General features: G+C 63.2%; 18 protein-coding genes. 11 read left to right on the top strand and 7 right to left on the bottom strand.

Annotated features, from left to right (window positions below):
- Positions 1-74: 74 nt before the first annotated feature.
- From ACKLNI_RS05430 to ACKLNI_RS05450, 5 genes are all read left to right on the top strand, one after another.
- Positions 75-557 carry a (2Fe-2S)-binding protein gene (locus ACKLNI_RS05430; RefSeq protein ID WP_413718027.1) on the top strand — a complete coding sequence of 161 codons (483 nt, stop codon included), beginning with the start codon at positions 75-77 and terminating at the stop codon, positions 555-557.
- Positions 558-570: 13 nt separating this feature from the next.
- Positions 571-2,940 (top strand): xanthine dehydrogenase family protein molybdopterin-binding subunit, encoded by a 2,370-nt coding sequence (locus ACKLNI_RS05435; protein ID WP_413718028.1) that lies wholly within the window; start codon positions 571-573, stop codon positions 2,938-2,940.
- Positions 2,941-2,950: 10 nt separating this feature from the next.
- Positions 2,951-3,739, top strand: coding sequence for an FAD binding domain-containing protein (locus tag ACKLNI_RS05440; protein WP_413718029.1), 789 nt, complete (start codon positions 2,951-2,953; stop codon positions 3,737-3,739).
- Between the two features lie 183 nt (positions 3,740-3,922).
- On the top strand, positions 3,923-4,510 hold the full coding sequence (locus ACKLNI_RS05445; RefSeq protein WP_413718030.1) for a thymidine kinase: 588 nt from the start codon (positions 3,923-3,925) through the stop codon (positions 4,508-4,510).
- Positions 4,507-5,643: an MFS transporter gene (locus ACKLNI_RS05450; RefSeq protein WP_413718031.1), complete on the top strand. Its 1,137-nt coding sequence runs from the start codon at positions 4,507-4,509 to the stop codon at positions 5,641-5,643. Before ACKLNI_RS05445 ends, ACKLNI_RS05450 begins: the two co-directional genes overlap by 4 nt.
- On the opposite strand, the gene ACKLNI_RS05455 is transcribed toward ACKLNI_RS05450, so the two are convergent.
- The 4 genes from ACKLNI_RS05455 to ACKLNI_RS05470 form a co-directional block, all read right to left on the bottom strand.
- Positions 5,640-6,596, bottom strand: coding sequence for a 2-hydroxyacid dehydrogenase (locus ACKLNI_RS05455; RefSeq protein WP_413718032.1), 957 nt, complete (start codon positions 6,594-6,596; stop codon positions 5,640-5,642). The two genes, ACKLNI_RS05450 and ACKLNI_RS05455, sit on opposite strands and share 4 nt — an antisense overlap.
- On the bottom strand, positions 6,596-6,931 hold the full coding sequence (locus ACKLNI_RS05460) for a tRNA-binding protein (RefSeq protein ID WP_413718033.1): 336 nt from the start codon (positions 6,929-6,931) through the stop codon (positions 6,596-6,598). The genes ACKLNI_RS05455 and ACKLNI_RS05460 overlap by 1 nt, the downstream gene beginning before the upstream one ends.
- Complete coding sequence (gene proC, locus ACKLNI_RS05465; RefSeq protein WP_413718034.1) at positions 6,928-7,740, bottom strand: pyrroline-5-carboxylate reductase; 813 nt, start codon at positions 7,738-7,740, stop codon at positions 6,928-6,930. The genes ACKLNI_RS05460 and proC overlap by 4 nt, the downstream gene beginning before the upstream one ends.
- A 63-nt stretch (positions 7,741-7,803) precedes the next feature.
- Positions 7,804-8,259, bottom strand: coding sequence for an Lrp/AsnC family transcriptional regulator (locus tag ACKLNI_RS05470; RefSeq protein WP_413718035.1), 456 nt, complete (start codon positions 8,257-8,259; stop codon positions 7,804-7,806).
- A gap of 150 nt (positions 8,260-8,409) precedes the next feature.
- On the opposite strand from ACKLNI_RS05470, the gene ACKLNI_RS05475 reads away from it, so the two are divergent.
- Both ACKLNI_RS05475 and ACKLNI_RS05480 read left to right on the top strand, forming a co-directional pair.
- Positions 8,410-8,844, top strand: a complete 435-nt coding sequence (locus tag ACKLNI_RS05475; RefSeq protein WP_413718036.1) for a universal stress protein — start codon at positions 8,410-8,412, stop codon at positions 8,842-8,844.
- Positions 8,845-8,870: 26 nt separating this feature from the next.
- Positions 8,871-10,418 carry an alanine/glycine:cation symporter family protein gene (locus ACKLNI_RS05480; RefSeq protein WP_413718037.1) on the top strand — a complete coding sequence of 516 codons (1,548 nt, stop codon included), beginning with the start codon at positions 8,871-8,873 and terminating at the stop codon, positions 10,416-10,418.
- A gap of 254 nt (positions 10,419-10,672) precedes the next feature.
- On the opposite strand, the gene ACKLNI_RS05485 is transcribed toward ACKLNI_RS05480, so the two are convergent.
- Together ACKLNI_RS05485 and ACKLNI_RS05490 are read right to left on the bottom strand one after the other, a co-directional pair.
- On the bottom strand, positions 10,673-11,176 hold the full coding sequence (locus ACKLNI_RS05485) for a type III secretion system chaperone family protein (protein WP_413718038.1): 504 nt from the start codon (positions 11,174-11,176) through the stop codon (positions 10,673-10,675).
- Positions 11,177-11,398: 222 nt separating this feature from the next.
- Entirely contained in the window at positions 11,399-11,653 is a 255-nt protein-coding gene (locus tag ACKLNI_RS05490) for an accessory factor UbiK family protein (protein WP_413718039.1), read from the bottom strand.
- Between the two features lie 94 nt (positions 11,654-11,747).
- Here ACKLNI_RS05490 and lgt point away from each other — a divergent pair, with 94 nt between their 5' ends.
- From lgt to ACKLNI_RS05510, 4 genes are all read left to right on the top strand, one after another.
- Positions 11,748-12,635 carry a prolipoprotein diacylglyceryl transferase gene (lgt, locus tag ACKLNI_RS05495; protein WP_413718040.1) on the top strand — a complete coding sequence of 296 codons (888 nt, stop codon included), beginning with the start codon at positions 11,748-11,750 and terminating at the stop codon, positions 12,633-12,635.
- A complete protein-coding gene (locus ACKLNI_RS05500) occupies positions 12,635-13,693 on the top strand; it encodes a class I SAM-dependent methyltransferase (RefSeq protein ID WP_413718041.1) in 1,059 nt (352 codons plus the stop codon). The genes lgt and ACKLNI_RS05500 overlap by 1 nt, the downstream gene beginning before the upstream one ends.
- Entirely contained in the window at positions 13,690-14,448 is a 759-nt protein-coding gene (pgeF, locus tag ACKLNI_RS05505) for a peptidoglycan editing factor PgeF (protein WP_413718042.1), read from the top strand. The genes ACKLNI_RS05500 and pgeF overlap by 4 nt, the downstream gene beginning before the upstream one ends.
- Positions 14,449-14,834: 386 nt before the next feature.
- Complete coding sequence (locus ACKLNI_RS05510; RefSeq protein WP_413718043.1) at positions 14,835-15,635, top strand: Hint domain-containing protein; 801 nt, start codon at positions 14,835-14,837, stop codon at positions 15,633-15,635.
- Between the two features lie 6 nt (positions 15,636-15,641).
- On the opposite strand, the gene ACKLNI_RS05515 is transcribed toward ACKLNI_RS05510, so the two are convergent.
- Positions 15,642-16,142, bottom strand: a complete 501-nt coding sequence (locus ACKLNI_RS05515) for an Lrp/AsnC family transcriptional regulator (RefSeq protein ID WP_413718044.1) — start codon at positions 16,140-16,142, stop codon at positions 15,642-15,644.
- Between the last annotated feature and the right edge of the window lie 72 nt (positions 16,143-16,214).

The raw sequence follows: 16,214 nt of genomic DNA on the forward strand, positions 1-16,214 counted from the left end.
AGCAGTACCCAATTTCAGAAAAGATCGCGGGCGATTTTCAGCGCTGCGGCACACTACGTTCTAGGGAGGAACTTATGGCATCGGTATCAATGACCGTGAACGGTCGATCTGTCTCCGCAGAAATCGAAGGGCGTACGCTTCTCGTCGATCTTCTGCGCAATCAGCTAAACCTGACAGGCACCCATGTCGGCTGCGACACGTCGCAATGCGGCGCCTGCGTCGTGCATGTGAACGGCGAGGCCGTAAAGGCCTGCACGATCTTTGCCGCCGACGCTGCCGGGGCCGAGGTCACTACCATCGAGGGCATGGCGGATGGAGACGAGCTGCACCCGATCCAGGCAGCCTTCAAGGAATATCATGGCCTGCAATGCGGTTTCTGCACGCCCGGCATGATCATGTCGGCGGCGGCGCTCCTCAAGGAGAACCCAAAGCCGACCGAGGCCGAGGTGCGTCACTATCTCGAAGGCAATATCTGCCGCTGCACCGGCTATCACAACATCGTCAAGGCGATCCTGGCCGCATCCGGTCAGGACGTGCCCGCCGTGGCCGCGGAATAAGGGAGGAAGGACAATGCCCAAAGACAGCGTTATCGGAACCTCTCCCCGCCGCCGCGAGGACAGAAAATTCATCACCGGCAAGGGCCGCTACACCGACGATATCAACCTCGCCGGCCAGACCTATGCCGTCTTTGCCCGCTCCGAGGTGGCCGCCGGCATCATCAAGAAAATCGACACCTCGAAAGCCGAGAAGATGCCCGGCGTTCTGGCGGTCTTCACCGGCGAGGACTTCAAGGATGTCGGCGGCAACCCCGCCGGCTGGCTGATCAACTCGCGCGACGGCTCGCCGATGAAGGAGCCCAAGCGCCCGGTTCTCGCCCACGGCAAGGTCCGCCACGTCGGTGACGCCTACGCCGCCGTCATCGCGGAAACCGCCCAACAGGCCCGCGACGCGGTCGAGGCCATCGAGGCCGATATCGAGCCGGTGACCGCAGTCGTCGACGCCAGGGCCGCCGCGCACGATTCAAAGAACCTCGTCCATGACGAGATCGGCACCAACATCTGCTTCGACTGGGGCTGGATCGAGGACAATCGCGCGACGACCGACGAAGCGATCCGCAACGCACCCCACGTCACCACTCTGGAACTCAGGAACAACCGCCTGATCCCGAACGCGATGGAGCCCCGCGCCTCGACCGGCGTCTATGACACCGGTTCGGGCGACTACACGCTCTACACCACCAGCCAGAACCCGCACTTGACCCGTCTTCTGGTCTGCGCCTTCGTCCTCGGCATCCCTGAGAACAAGCTGACCGTCATCGCGCCCGACGTGGGCGGCGGCTTCGGGTCCAAGATCTATCACTATGGCGAAGAGGCCCTGGTGCTGGCGGCGGCCAAGAAGATCGGCCGGCCCGTCAAGTGGACTGCCGAGCGCTGGGAAAGCTTCCTGACCGACGCGCATGGCCGTGACCACACGACCAAGATCGAGATCGCCTGCGAGAAGGACGGCACCTTCATCGCCTTCCGCACCGAGACCTATGCCAATGTCGGAGCCTACCTGTCGAACTTCTCGACCGCGACGCCGACCTTCCTGCACGGCACGCTGATGGCGGGGAACTACAAGGTCCCCCACGTCTACGTGAACCTCAAGGCGGTGATGACCAACACGGCCCCCGTCGACGCCTACCGCGGCGCCGGGCGACCCGAGGCGACCTATTCGATCGAACGCGCCATCGACAAATGCGCCCGCGAACTGGGGATCGACCCGATCGAAATCCGGCGGAAGAACTTCATCAAGCCCGACCAGTTCCCCTACACCACCCCTGTCGGCCTGCAGTACGACACCGGCAACTATGACGCGACGATGGATATCCTCGAACGCAATGCCGACCTCGCGCACTTCGGCGACCGCCGCAAGGCAAGCGAGGCAAAGGGCAAGCTCAGGGGGCTCGGCGTGGTCTCGTATATCGAGGCCTGCGGCATCGCGCCCTCGAACCTTATCGGTGTCCTTGGATCGCGTGTCGGCCTCTATGACGCGGCCACCGTCCGCGTGAACGCGACCGGCAACGTGTCGGTCATGGTCGGCGCTCACAGCCACGGCCAAGGCCACGACACCGCCTTCCCGCAGATCGTCGCCGACCGTCTGGGCATCGACCAGGACAAGATCGAGATCGTCCACGGCGACACGTCCAAGATCCCCTTCGGGATGGGCTCGTACGGCTCGCGCAGCCTCGCGGTCTGCGGCTCGGCCGTGGTCAAGGCGACCGACAAGATCATCGCCAAGGCCAAGCTGATCGCGGCGCACATGATGGACGCCACCGGCGAGGACATCCACTTCGAGGACGGCGTCTTCTCGGTGCCCGGCACCAACAAGAACGTCCCCTTCGGCGACGTGGCGCTCAAGGCCTACATCCCGCATGACTTCCCGATCGAGGCGATCGAACCGGGGCTCGAGGAAACGGCCTTCTACGACCCGGCCAACTTCACCTACCCCGCCGGCGCCTATGCCTGCGAGGTCGAAGTCGACCCCGACACCGGAAAGGTCGAGGTCGTGGCCTTCACCGCGGCAGACGATTTCGGCAATGTCATCAACCCGATGATCGTCGAGGGACAGGTCCATGGCGGGCTTACACAGGGGATCGGCCAGGCGCTGGTAGAGAACGCGGTCTACGACGACAGTGGGCAGCTCCTGTCGGGCAGCTACATGGACTACACCATGCCGCGCGCCTCGGACGTACCGATGTTCTCGGTGGACCATTCTTCGGTCACAGCCTGCACGCACAACCCGCTGGGCGTGAAGGGCTGCGGAGAGGCCGGCGCGATCGGGTCGCCCCCGGCGCTCGTCAACGCGGTTATCGACGCGCTGAACTCGGGCGGTCACAAGGTTGATCACATCGACATGCCGACCACGCCAGCGCGCGTCTGGGCGGCAATGAACGGTTGAGGAGAAAGACATGTACAACTTCGAATTCACCAAACCCTCGACCATCGACGAGGCCGTCGCCGCGCTGAAGGGCGACGAGGCCCAGGCCCTGGGTGGCGGCCAGACGCTGATTCCGACGATGAAGCAGCGCCTCGCCTCGCCCGCCACGCTGGTCTCGCTGACCGGCATTCCCGAAATGCAGGGCGTCTGCCGCGACGGCGGCACCCTGTCGATCGGCGGCGCCACACCGCATGCCGTCGTCGCCCGCGAAGCGGCGGCGCATTTCCCGGGGCTGGCGGCGCTTGCCCGCGGTATCGGGGACCCCGCAGTGCGCAACAGGGGGACCCTGGGCGGGTCGCTGGCCAACAACGACCCCTCCGCCTGCTACCCGTCGGCCGTTCTTGGCACGGGCGCGACGGTAAAGACGAATCTCCGGTCGATCGCGGCGGATGATTACTTCCAGGGCATGTTCAGCACTGCGCTCGACGAGGGGGAGATCATCATTTCCGTGGACTTCCCGATCCCCGAGAAATCGGCCTATGCAAAGTTCCTGCAACCGGCCTCGCGTTTTGCTCTGACCGGCGCATTCGTCGCGAAATTCGCCGATGGCGTCCGGGTCGCGATCACGGGAGCCTCGGAAGACGGCGTCTTCCGCTGGACAGAGGCCGAGGAAGCTCTGTCGTCGGAGTTCTCCGCCGATGCCGTCAGGGGCCTGTCGGTCAGTGCCCATGGCATGATCGGCGACATCCACGGCACGCCGGAGTACCGGGCGCACCTCGTGGGCGTCATGACGCGACGCGCGGTCGAAGCTGCCGCCTGATCCGGAAAGGAATGCGAGGGGCTCTCCCCCCCCCGCTCCCCGGAGTATTTCTGAAAACAAGAAACGGATTTGAATCAAAATTTCCCTTCTTCTTTTTGGAAATACTCCGGGGGTCAGGGGGGCAGCGCCCCCCTGGCGACAAGGGATGTTCCATCTCCCGCGCCCATGCGCTAAGCGCCTGCCATGGCAAAGCTCTATTTCCATTATTCGACGATGAACGCCGGCAAATCGACGCTGCTGCTGCAGGCGTCCTACAACTATCGCGAACGCGGAATGCAGACCTATCTGCTGACCGCGGCCATCGACGGGCGCGCGGGTTCGGGCGTGATCGGCAGCCGCATCGGATTGAAGGCCAGCGCCGACATGTTCGACGAAGCCTCGGATCTCTTCGAAATGATTGCGAAGCGTCTGAAGCAGGGACCTTGCGCCTGTGTCTTCGTGGATGAAGCGCAATTCCTGACCAAGTCGCAGGTCTGGCAACTGGCCCGTGCCGTCGACGATCTCGATGTCCCGGTGATGTGCTATGGCCTTCGCGTCGATTTCAGGGGCGAATTGTTCCCCGGCTCGGCGGCGCTCCTGGCGCTTGCCGACGAAATGCGCGAGGCGCGCACGATCTGCTTCTGTGGCAAGAAGGCGACCATGGTCGTCCGGCAGGATGCGGAGGGTCATGCACTTCTCGAGGGAGATCAGGTCCAGATCGGCGGCAATGAAACATATGTCAGTCTTTGCCGCCGTCACTGGCGCGAAGCGGTGGGCGATACCAGCACATGACCCAAGGTCCCCGACTGCAGATCTTTTCGCTTTTTGCCTGCTATGGCGCCGCGGGCATATTCTGGGGTGCGGCGGCGGCGTCCTTTCCCGCGCTGCAGGCCCGGGCCGGCCTTTCCGACGCGGCATTCGGCCTTGCACTGGGTGTCATGGCGCTCGTGGCCCTGCCGGTGATGCGGGTCTTCGGGCGCTATCTCGCCCGCATCGAACCCGTCGCCATTCCATCGGCCATGGCGGCGTTCGCCGTCGGGACGCTGCTCTTGCCGGTTCTGCCCGGTCTTGCCGGCTTGCTGGTCGCCTTCGCGATCACCGGCGGCGCGTCCGGGGCCCTGGATATCTCGCTCAACAACCGCACCGCCCGCGTAGAACGCGACACCGGCGCGCGACTCTTCAACAGGACGCACGCGCTTTTTCCCGCCGCCAGCCTAGCCTCCGCCGCCGTCACCGGCTGGGCACGCGGTCAGGGCGCGTCGCTTGGGCTGATCTTCAGCCTTGTCACCGCCGCACTCGTCCTCGCAGCCCTGCTGGAACTGCGCGCGGGGGGACATGTCGCCCCCGCCCCGAAAGAGGCAAAGCCCGAACCCGCACCGCTTCGGGGCGCGCTTCTGCTTCTTGCGGTCATCGCCGCAGCAGGTGCCTTCAACGAAGCCGCGTCGCAGGGTTGGGCCGCCATCTTCGTGGAACGTGTCCGCGAGGGCACCCCGTTTCTTGCCGGTCTCGCTCCCGCGGCCTTTACGCTTGGCCTTTCCGCCGGACGGCTTCTGGCCCACGCGGTCGAGCACAGCCTGCGCGCGATGCCGACTGTTCGACTGGCGGCGATCGCAGCGGCCGTCGGTTTCGCCGGGATCGCCGCCGGCGGTCCCTTGCCGCTGACGCTTCTGGCGTTCTTCATCGCGGGCGCGGGGGTGGGTCCGGTGGAGCCGGCCGTCTTCCGGGCCGTCGCCACGCGGAACAACGGCCAGGGCAGCGGCCCTGCGCTGGCCGCGGTGACGTCCATCGCCTATCTCGGCTATCTGCTCAGCCCGCCCGTGCTGGGGTTCATCGCCGAGGGGTTCGGCTTTACCGCGCTCTGGCTCTCCTGCATCGCGATCGCCGCGCTGGTCTTCACGCTGTCCGCCCGGGTCTCGGAACGCTAGACCGGGTTTGGCAGGGGCCGGCCCTCTGCCCATGCGACAAGGTTTTCGACCGCCATCAGGCCCATTCCGACCCGTACTTCGTGGCAGGAGGTTCCGAGATGCGGCAGCAGGGTCACGTTCTCCATGGCCCTGAGCGCTATCGGCACGTCGGGCTCGAATTCATAGACATCAAGACCTGCGCCACCAATCCGGTTCCCTTCCAGTGCGGCGATGAGAGCCGTTTGATCCACCACGTCGCCGCGGGCAATGTTCACCAGAACCGCATGCGGCTGCATCTCCGAGAGCACCGCTTCGTCGATGATGTGGTGCGTTTCCGGCGTTGCCGGCACCGCAACGACAAGAATATCGGCGGCACGGCAGACATCTTGGAGGGTGTCCATCTGCTGCGACGCCACGCCCACGTCGTCGACCCAGGACCGGTTGTAGAAGACGACCTTCATGCCAAAGCCCAGCGCGGCGCGGCGGGCGATGGCCTTGCCGATCCGTCCCATGCCCACGATCCCAAGGGTCCTGCCCGTGACGTGCATGCCGAGAAGCTGTGTCGGGTGCCAACCCGTCCACACGCCCGCGCGGACCATACGTTCTCCCTCGCCGGCCCGGCGGCAGGTCATCAGGATCAGCGTCATGGCGATGTCTGCCGTCGCGTCCGTCACGGCGCCCGGCGTGTTGGTGACCGCCATTCCTTTCGCCTTCGCCGCCGCGACATCGATATGATTATATCCCACGCCGAAATTCGCGAGAATTTTGGCCCTGCAGTCGGCAACCCCTGCGAACGTCGCTGCATTCAGCGGATCCCGGAGTGTCGGCAGGACCGCGTCGAACCCCTCCAGAGCTGCCACGCATTCGGACGGAGACATCGGTTCGGTGCTGGGCCTTACGGTTACGGAGAAGTGTCCGCGAGCAGCTTCGACAACCTCGTCCGGCAGCGGGCGGGTGATGAAGAGCGATGGCATCAATACATCCGTCCACCGACAGGGACATCCTTGTCCGGCGTCAGAAGAACGACCTCTCCGTCCTCATCCGGAACGCCAAGAACCAGCACTTCCGACATGAACTTCCCGATCTGGCGGGGTGGAAAGTTGACGACGGCCAGAACCTTACGGCCCGGCAAATCCTCGGGCGAATAGTGCCTGGTGATCTGGGCCGAACTCTTCTTCTCCCCGATCTCCGGCCCGAAATCGACCCAGACCTTGATCGCGGGCTTGCGGGCCTCGGGGAAGGGTTCCGCCCGCAGGATCCGGCCCACCCGGATGTCGACCTTGAGAAACTCGTCGAACGATAGCGTCATTTTCCAAGCTCCCTGCCCCTCTCCGCCGCCGCGTGAACGGCGCGCTTCAGCAGGGTCGGAAAGCCTTCATTCTCGTCCATCAACACGCGCAGCGCCGCTTCGGTCGTGCCCTTGGGGCTGGTGACATTGATCCGCAGCTGCGTCGGGCTGTCAGCGGAAGCCTCCGCCAGGGCGCCGGCCCCGGAAACGGTCGTCAGCGCCAGCTCCATGGCCAGGTCCCGGGGCAGCCCTTCGGCCTCGCCCGCTGCCGCAAGCGTCTCGATCAGGTGGAAAACGTAGGCTGGACCCGATCCGGAAACAGCGGTGACGGCGTCCATCTGGTCTTCGCGTTCCAGACGTACGGTCTTGCCCACCGCGCCCAGCAGGGTCTCGGCCAGAGCTAGGCGATCCTCGTTGACATTATCGTTCCCGATCAGCGCGGTGATGCCGCGTCCGACAGCGGCCGGGGTGTTCGGCATGGCACGGATGACAGGTGTGCCCGCGCCGAAAGCAGCTTCGAACGTGGCGATCGTGGTACCTGCGGCGATCGACAGAACCACCGTCGCGCCTCCACCCTTTGCTGTGACCTGCGGCAGCGCGTCGCCCATCATCTGCGGCTTCACTGCGACGATCATGATCGCAGGATCTTCCGGCAGCGTTTCGTTCAGATGCACGCCCTGCGACCTGACCCAGTCCGACGGAACCGGATCGATCACCCAGACCGCAGAGGGGGAAAGCCCGCCCTTCAGCCAGCCTTCCAGCATGGCGCTTCCCATCTTGCCGCAACCCAGCAAAGCCAGACCGCGCGTGGTGATATCTCCGAAATCCATGGCAGGGCCTCCCTTTCGCGGATGCTTAACCGATCACATTCCCGGACGCGAGGGCACCGGCCCTCAGTCCACGTGAAATCCCCGGAATTCCTTGACGGTCCCAAGGGTCAGCAAGGTCTTCATCTGCGAAATCGACGGGATCTGCGACAGGCGCTCGCGATAGAGTTTCTCGTAATGCTCCGTGTTGCGTGCCGCGACACGAAGAAGATAAGCGAACTCGCCCGAAATCAGGTGGCATTCCAGAACTTCCGGCATCTCCCTGATCGCCGCTTCGAAAGCCTCCATGTCGTCACGCCGCTCACTGACAAGTTTGACCTCGATGAAGACCTGCAATTCGAGACCGAGGGCCTTTCTGTTGAGACGTGCGGCATAGTTCTGGATGACCCCGTCGGTTTCGAGAATCTTGACCCTTCGATGGCAGGCCGACACTGAAAGACCGACCACTTCCGACAGGCGCGCCATCGAGATCGCGCCATCGGTTTGAAGGACAGAAAGAATCTTTCGATCTACGTTATCCATCGGATTTTTTCCTGATCAAATGCCAATTTACCCAATTAATTTCAGAAATTTTCCGAAAATCAAGGAAATGAAGAAGCCTTTCCATCCGATCGCACGTTACGATTGAGTTGCACCGAGAGAGTGCAAACAACACGGAAAGGGTAGACAATCATGTCCCAAACAATCGTCGTCGGCTTCGACGCGAGCGACAGCGGCAATCGCGCGCTGGACTTCGCGATCGGGGAAGCGAAGGCCAAGGGAGCACGCGTTCTCGTGGCCCACGTTCTCGAGTGGTCGCCTTATACATTCCTGACGCCGGAAGAGATCGAAGAACGGCACAAGCGCCGGACCGAGGAGCTTGCGCGCGCCGAAACCGCGATCCTTTCGCCCGTGCTCGAACGGGTCCGGGCTGCCGGGGTCGAAGCATCGACTGCGCTCAAGTATGGCCATATCGGCGAGACGCTCTGCGCCATCGCCAAAGACCACGGCGCGTCTCAGATCGTGATCGGACGCACCGGTCATTCCGAACTGGCTTCAAGGCTCTTCGGCTCGGTCGCAGGCACCTTGGCACAGGCCTCGCCTGTCCCGGTGACGATCGTTCCATAACAATAATGAAAATCAGGGATAGAGATATGTTCGCAAATCAGAAAACAGCGGCCGTGGCCGCGCTGGCGCTTGCCGCGTCAACGCTCCCCGCAGCGGCGCAAACCATCGATGAGCGGGTGAACGAGATCTTCGCCAATTCCACCGGCTGGTTCGTCAGCTTCATCTTCAGCCCGTTCCCCGGCACCTCGTTTCCATGGATCGTGGCATGGCTTGTCGTCGCGGCGACCATCTTCACGCTATATTTCGGTTTCATCCAGTTCCGCGCGTTTCCACATTCCATCTCGCTCGTGAAGGGCGATTACTCCGACCCCAACGACGCCGGTGAGGTCAGCCATTTCCAGGCTCTCGCAACGGCGCTTTCGGGCACGGTCGGCCTTGGTAATATCGCCGGCGTGGCCGTGGCCGTCGGCATCGGCGGACCGGGCGCCACGTTCTGGATGATCCTGGCCGGCCTGATGGGCATGGCCTCGAAATTCACGGAATGTACGCTGGGCGTGAAATATCGGAACGAGTACGAAGACGGCACGGTCTCGGGCGGTCCGATGTACTACATGACCAAGGGCTTCGAAGAACGCGGCATTCCGGCCGGCAAGTTCATGGCCATCCTGTTCTCGGTGTTCTGTATTCTGGGCGCTCTCGGCGGCGGCAACATGTTCCAGGCCAACCAGGCGCACGCCCAGATCTCGAACGTGGTCGGCGACTATCCCGGCTGGATCACCGGCATCGTTTTTGCCGCGATCGTCTTCGCCGTGATCGTCGGAGGCCTGAAGTCCATCGCGCGGGTCACGGAGAAGGTCGTCCCCTTCATGGGCATCCTTTACGTGGTCACGGCACTCATCATCATTCTGATGAACGCCGATATGATCGGCTGGGCTTTCGGTCAGATCTTCGCTGGCGCCTTCACCGGGCTGGGAGTCGCGGGCGGCATGGTCGGCGCGCTCATCCAGGGCTTCAAGCGTGCAGCGTTCTCCAACGAAGCCGGCGTCGGATCGGCGGCGATCGCACACTCCGCTGTCCGCACCAAGGAGCCGATCACCGAAGGCTTCGTCTCGCTTCTGGAACCGTTCATCGATACGGTTGTGATCTGCACCATGACGGCGCTCGTGATCATCATCACGGGTCAGCTGGTGTCCGATCCGGCCACGGGTCTCTACCTGCTGGACGAAGGCGGCGCGACCATCCAGACCGTCGATGGCAACAAGGGCGTGGCGCTGACCTCGGCAGCGTTCTCCTCGGCCTTCGGCTGGTTCCAGTACGTGCTGGCTATCGCGGTGATCCTGTTCGCCTTCTCGACGATGATCTCCTGGTCCTATTACGGGCTCAAGGCATGGACCTTCCTATTTGGCGAAGGCCAGTCGAAGGAAATCGTCTTCAAGGTGATCTTCTGCGTCTTCGTCGTCATCGGCGCCTCGGCCAACCTTGGCCCGGTGATCGACTTCTCGGATGCGGCGATCTTCGCGATGGCGGTCGTCAACATCGTGGCGCTCTACGTGCTGATGCCGATCGTCAAGGAAGAGATGAACAGCTACCTGTCGCGCCTGAAGTCCGGTGAGATCAGGAAGTTCGCCGGATAAGGAGCAGCCTGCTCCAAAGGACTGCCGAGCGGGGGCGCGTCACGCGCCCCCGCTTCCTTTTCAGGCAATCGATCGAGCCAAGGCCGCGCGGCTCACCTCCAAAGGCGAACGCGGTACGGCGTCGGATCGACATAAAGATATCACCGCAGGGAAACCCCAAAATGAAACCGGGCCGCCCCAGGGCGACCCGGTCCGTTCACATCCGCTGGCCGGGGGGATGGCCGTTACGCGCGGATGGTGGGAAACATCGGGCCTCAGGCCCGTCCGTAGGCCTCGGCCATGGCGATCTCCATCGCCTTTTCCGGTGCCTCGTTACCCCAGCACACCAACTGGAACGCCGGATAGAACCTCTCCGCCGACAACACCGCCGCGCGGATCATGGTGTCGATCTGTTCGGGGCCGGCCGATTGTCCACCTGCAAGGACAAGGCCATAGCGCCACACCATGAGCTTCTGCGCCTGCCAATAGGCAAAGGCACCCGCCCAACACATGTCATTCGAGGCGTTCAGCGTTTCATAAAGAGCGTCCAACCGATCTCTCGGGGGCTCCATCTCGAAGGTGCAGATAAGGCGAAGGGTTTCGTCGTGCTGGGACCATGCAAGCGTGATCGAATAGGTCCGCCACTGGCCCTCCACAGCCATCGCGATCTGGTCGTCCGCAACCCTGTCGAAATCCCATTCATGGTGCTCGGCCAGGTGCTCGACGATGTCGATGGGGTGAAGATCTTCGGTCGTGAAGTACTGCTCTGAAAGCGACATGCGCGGCCTCGTCTCGTTATTTGCTGGGCAGCTCTTGCGGCCACCACAGCTTGGTGCCTGCTCTAGGTCCGGTGGATTTTCCCTCCGTCCTTACGAGATATGGTGTGCGACTTGGGACTCTCTGTAAAGCAGAAAGTTGGGGATAACCCAGATTTACGCGAAAAAAGAAAAGGCGGTCTTAAGGACCGCCCATTCTTGAATCAAATGTGACAGCGTGCGCCCTCAGGCGTCTTTCTTGCCACCCTGCTCCAGCGCATCGAGCCGAGCCTTCAGAGCCTCGTTTTCCTCTCGCGCCTTCTGTGCCATGGCGCGCACGGCATCGAATTCCTCGCGCGTGACAAAGTCGCGGTCGGCCAGCCAGCGGTCGATCATGCCCTTCATCGCGGTCTCGGCCTCGTCCTTGGCGCCCTGCGCCACACCCATCGCGTTGGTCATCAGCTGCGAGATGTCGTCAAAAATCTTGTTGCGGGTCTGCATCGGGCCACCTTTCGTCTCGGTCCCCCTCTATATGGCGGTCGAAACCCGCTGCGCAAGGTTGACGCCGCCGCGGCACACTGCCACGACAAGCGCGATGCTGTTCGCGATCCCATTCCCCGATATCTCGCCGACACTGGTCGAGATCCCGCTGGGCTTCACCACCCTGCCGATCCGCTGGTATGCGCTGGCGTATATCGTCGGCATCTATATTGGCTACCTGCTGATCCGCCGCGCCATCAGTCGTCCTTCCCTCTGGAGAAACGACGCCGCACCGATGAACCGCGACACGCTCGACGACCTGCTGACCTGGATGATCATCGGCGTCATTCTCGGCGGGCGCATGGGCTATGTCCTTTTCTATGGGCAGGGCAGTTTCTGGGACGACCCCATCGCGATCCTGCGGGTCTGGGAAGGCGGGATGTCCTTCCATGGCGGCTTCCTTGGCGTCGTGGTCACGGGCCTCATCTTCGCATGGCGCAGAGCCATCCCCATCGGCTCGCTGGCGGACGCCCTCGCGCTGGCCACCCCTCCCGGACTGATGCTCGGGCGAGTGGCCAATTTCATAAACGCCGAATTGTGGGGCCGCCCGACCGATGTGCCATGGGGCGTGATCTTCCCCGGCGCCCGCGCCCAGGACTGCCCGGGTGTCGAGGGCCTGTGCGCCCGCCATCCGTCGCAGCTTTACGAAGCTGGCCTCGAAGGACTGGTTCTGGGTATTCTGCTGATCTGGCTGGCCTTCGCGCGCGGATGGCTGCGAAGCCCCGGAGCCATCTGCGGCACCTTCCTCGCCGGCTATGGGCTATCCCGCTTCATCGTCGAGTTCTACCGCCAGGCCGATGCGCAGTTCATTTCGGCCGAAAACCCCTTCGGCCATGTGATCCGCTTCGGAGAGTGGGGCCTGCAACAGGGCCAGCTTCTGTCCCTGCCCATGCTGGTCGTCGGCGTCGCGCTCCTTGTCGTCGCCAGACGGCGGTCGGGCTGATGCCGTTGACGGAAGAACTCGCGGCGCGCATCGGCGCCAACGGACCTCTGACCGTTGCCGATTACATGGCCGAGTGCCTCACCCATCCACGATACGGCTATTACACGACCCGTGACCCTCTGGGACAGAGCGGTGATTTCACCACCGCGCCCGAAATCAGCCAGATGTTCGGAGAGCTTGCAGGCCTTTTTCTCGCGCAGTGCTGGATCGATCTCGGATCACCCATCCCCTTCCGTCTGGTCGAGCTGGGACCGGGTCGCGGGACGCTGATGGCCGACCTCCTGCGGGCGACCGCAGGCGTGCCGGGGTTCCACGCCGGGCTCGATCTGCACCTGGTCGAGGCCTCTCCCGTGCTTCGTCAACGCCAACAGCAGACCACCGGCTGTGCGCTCACCCACCATGACTCGTTCGACACGGTGCCGGATGGACCGCTGTTTCTGATCGCCAACGAGTTCTTAGACGCCTTGCCGATCCGGCAGTTCCAACGCGACGACGAAGGCTGGCGGGAACGCGTTATCGGGCTTCGCGACAAAGAGCTGACGCTGGGCCTGTCTGCCCCGCTCCACCCGCCTTTCGCAGAGGACCGGGCCGACGACACGCGACCCGGAGACATCGTCGAGCATTGCGCTGCCGCGCTGAGCGTGGCTGCCGCGATCGGCCAGCGGATCGCCGCCTTCGGTGGCGTGGCGCTGATCGTCGACTATGGCGACTGGCGTTCACTGGGCGATACGCTTCAGGCCGTACGCGATCACGGGGCGGTTCCCGTTCTGGAGGACCCCGGCAGCGCGGACCTGACCGCGCATGTGGATTTCGAGGCGCTGGCGCGGGCCGCTTCCCCGGCCCTCGCAACGCGGCTCACTCCTCAGGGCGTGTTTCTTGAACGCCTCGGGATCACTCAGCGCGCCCAGTCCCTCGCGCGTTCCCTGTCGGGCGATGCGCTGGAAAACCACGTCGCCGCGCACCGCCGCTTGACGCACCCCGATGAAATGGGAACCCTGTTCAAGGCCATGGCACTTCATCAAAAGGATTCGCCTCTGCCCCCGGGCTTCGCACCATGACACTGGAAATCCTGACATCGGAGCTTCTATCACCTGTCCGCCACGGGTTCTTCACGCGGCGCGGAGGTGCATCGTCTGGCGTGTTCCATGGGCTCAACTGCGGGCTTGGCTCGTCCGACCAGTCCGAGATCGTCAGGATCAACCGCCACCGCGTCGCCGACGCGATGGATGTTTCGCCCGAGGATCTCGCGACGATCTACCAGGTTCATTCCGCGGATGCGCTGACGCTGGACTCTCCGCCCGAACCGGGCACTGTGAAAGCCGATGCCATGGTAACGGCGACACCCGGTCTCGCGCTTGGCGTTCTGACGGCTGACTGTCAGCCGGTCCTGTTCTCGGATCCCGAGGCCGGAGTCATCGGAGCCGCACACGCCGGCTGGAAAGGCGCTCTGGGCGGCGTGCTCGAAGCGACGTTGGAACGGATGGAAGAACTCGGCGCCGACCGCGCGCGGATCGTTGCCGCCATAGGTCCGACGATCAGCCAGCAGGCCTATGAGGTCGGGCCCGAATTCCTGGAGACCTTTCTGGCCGAAGACCCCGAAAGCGCCCGTTTCTTTGCCAACGGAACCGGCGACCGGTATCACTTCGACCTGGTCGGCTATAGCCTGAACCGCCTGAGAACGGCCGGGATCGCCGATGTGGAATGGATCAGGCGCTGCACGTATTCGGAACCCGAACGCTTCTATTCATATCGACGCAGCGTCCACAACAAGGAGGCCGATTACGGTCGCCTGATCTCCGTGATCCGCCTTTGAATTGACACCACTCGGCGAGAACTTGGTCGCGAAAGCGGTCCGACATTTCCCCGAATCCGTCATGCCCTCGCCCCAAAGATTGATCATTCTCTGATCACCGGGGACAGAAACCGCCCCGGTTTGCGAGAAGGGATGTTCGCCATGAAGCAGAAGCCACGATGGATGCAAAGCGTCATCAAGGCGGCCATGCAGGAACGCGGCCCACTGCCGTTTGGGCGGCAGATGACTGCTACAGGCAAAGCGAAAACGCGGTCGGAAAAACCCGTCTCCGTGCGAGCTTGAATTCGTTGGCCTGCCTCATCGGAGCGGAGGCACGCAAGTACCAGTAACCAAGAGGCCGTCCTGATGCGTCGGGATCGTCCTCTGCAGTAAAGAAGGTAAGACGCATGAACTTTTCTTCGCCGAACCTACCCAGCTATTCCCGCGCAACATCCACCGGCCTTCGCACGGAACAGCCCTGGACCGTCCGCCGAGCCAGCCGTCCGGCACCGCAGCTTCAGTCCGCGCGCCTGACGCGCCGCTTCGAAGTCGAGTGGCTCGAAGGCAATGCGGTCATGGACGCCACGCATGTGGCTCCTGCACTTCCCGTTTTCGAAAAAGCGTTCGGCGCTTTCACTCATGGCGTGCTGATCCAGACCACCGAAGGTCCGGTCGCCGTCGAAGACCTTGTACCCGGCATGCACCTGGAATGCGCCAACGGCCGCGTTTCGCAGCTGCTCTGGAAGGGCTCGATCATGATCGTCCCGAACGGCCCCACGCTTGGCGACGAGCCTGACCGCCTCTATCGCGTCATGCCCGATGCCTTTGGACTTGGACGCCCTGTTCAGGATCAGACCTTCGGCCCCCACGCCCGCCGCCTCGATCGCGATCCGAAGGTTCGCGCAAGCCTTGGCACGGACGCGGCCCTGATCCCGCTTTCGGCGCTTGCCGACGGTCACTCGGTAATCGAGGTCACCCCTGTCTCCGCGACACGCGTCTATCATCTGGCGTGCGAAGATCACGCCACGATCCTCGCGGCAGGTCTCGAAGTGGAAACCTATCACCCCGGCCCGGAAACGCCGCTGTCACTATCGGAAGAAATGATGGCGCATTTCCTCAGCTTCTTCCCGCATATCTCGACGATCCGGGATTTCGGCCGGCTGTCGGCACCGCGTCTCACGCGCGACGACGTCTACGCCATGTACTGAGGCCGGTCAGGCGGTCGCGTCCAGACGCGCCTCCAGCACATCGAAGGGGACGCCGGGCTCATCCTTGGCGCCCCTGATCACAAGCGAGGTCTTTACGCCGACCACGTTCGGCGCGGCTGTCAGTTCCTCAGTCAGGAATCGCTGGAAGGTCGACAAGTCGGGCGCCACGCATTTCAGAATGAAATCCACCTCACCGTTCAGCATGTGGCACTCGCGCACAAGCGGCCACGCGCGGCACTTGGCCTCGAACGCCGACAGGTCCACCTCGGCCTGGCTCTGCAGCCCGACCATGGCGAAGACCTGCACCTCGAACCCCAGCGACCGGGCATTGACCGAGGCGTGATACCCCTTGATATAGCCCTGCTCTTCCAGCGTGCGCACGCGGCGCAAACAAGGCGGCGCCGAGATGCCCACGCGACTGGCCAACTCCACGTTCGTCATCCGTCCGTCGGCCTGCAATTCGGCCAGGATCTTCCGGTCGATCGCATCCAGCTTGTGGCTTGGCATTCGTCGCTCCCTGTTTGATTTTTTCTAATCTTATTTTGAAGCAAAAGTGCGCGCAAGAATATTGCACGAATG

The sequence above is a fragment of the Silicimonas lutimaris genome (genome assembly GCF_047314965.1).
Classification (GTDB): domain Bacteria; phylum Pseudomonadota; class Alphaproteobacteria; order Rhodobacterales; family Rhodobacteraceae; genus JAVJUV01.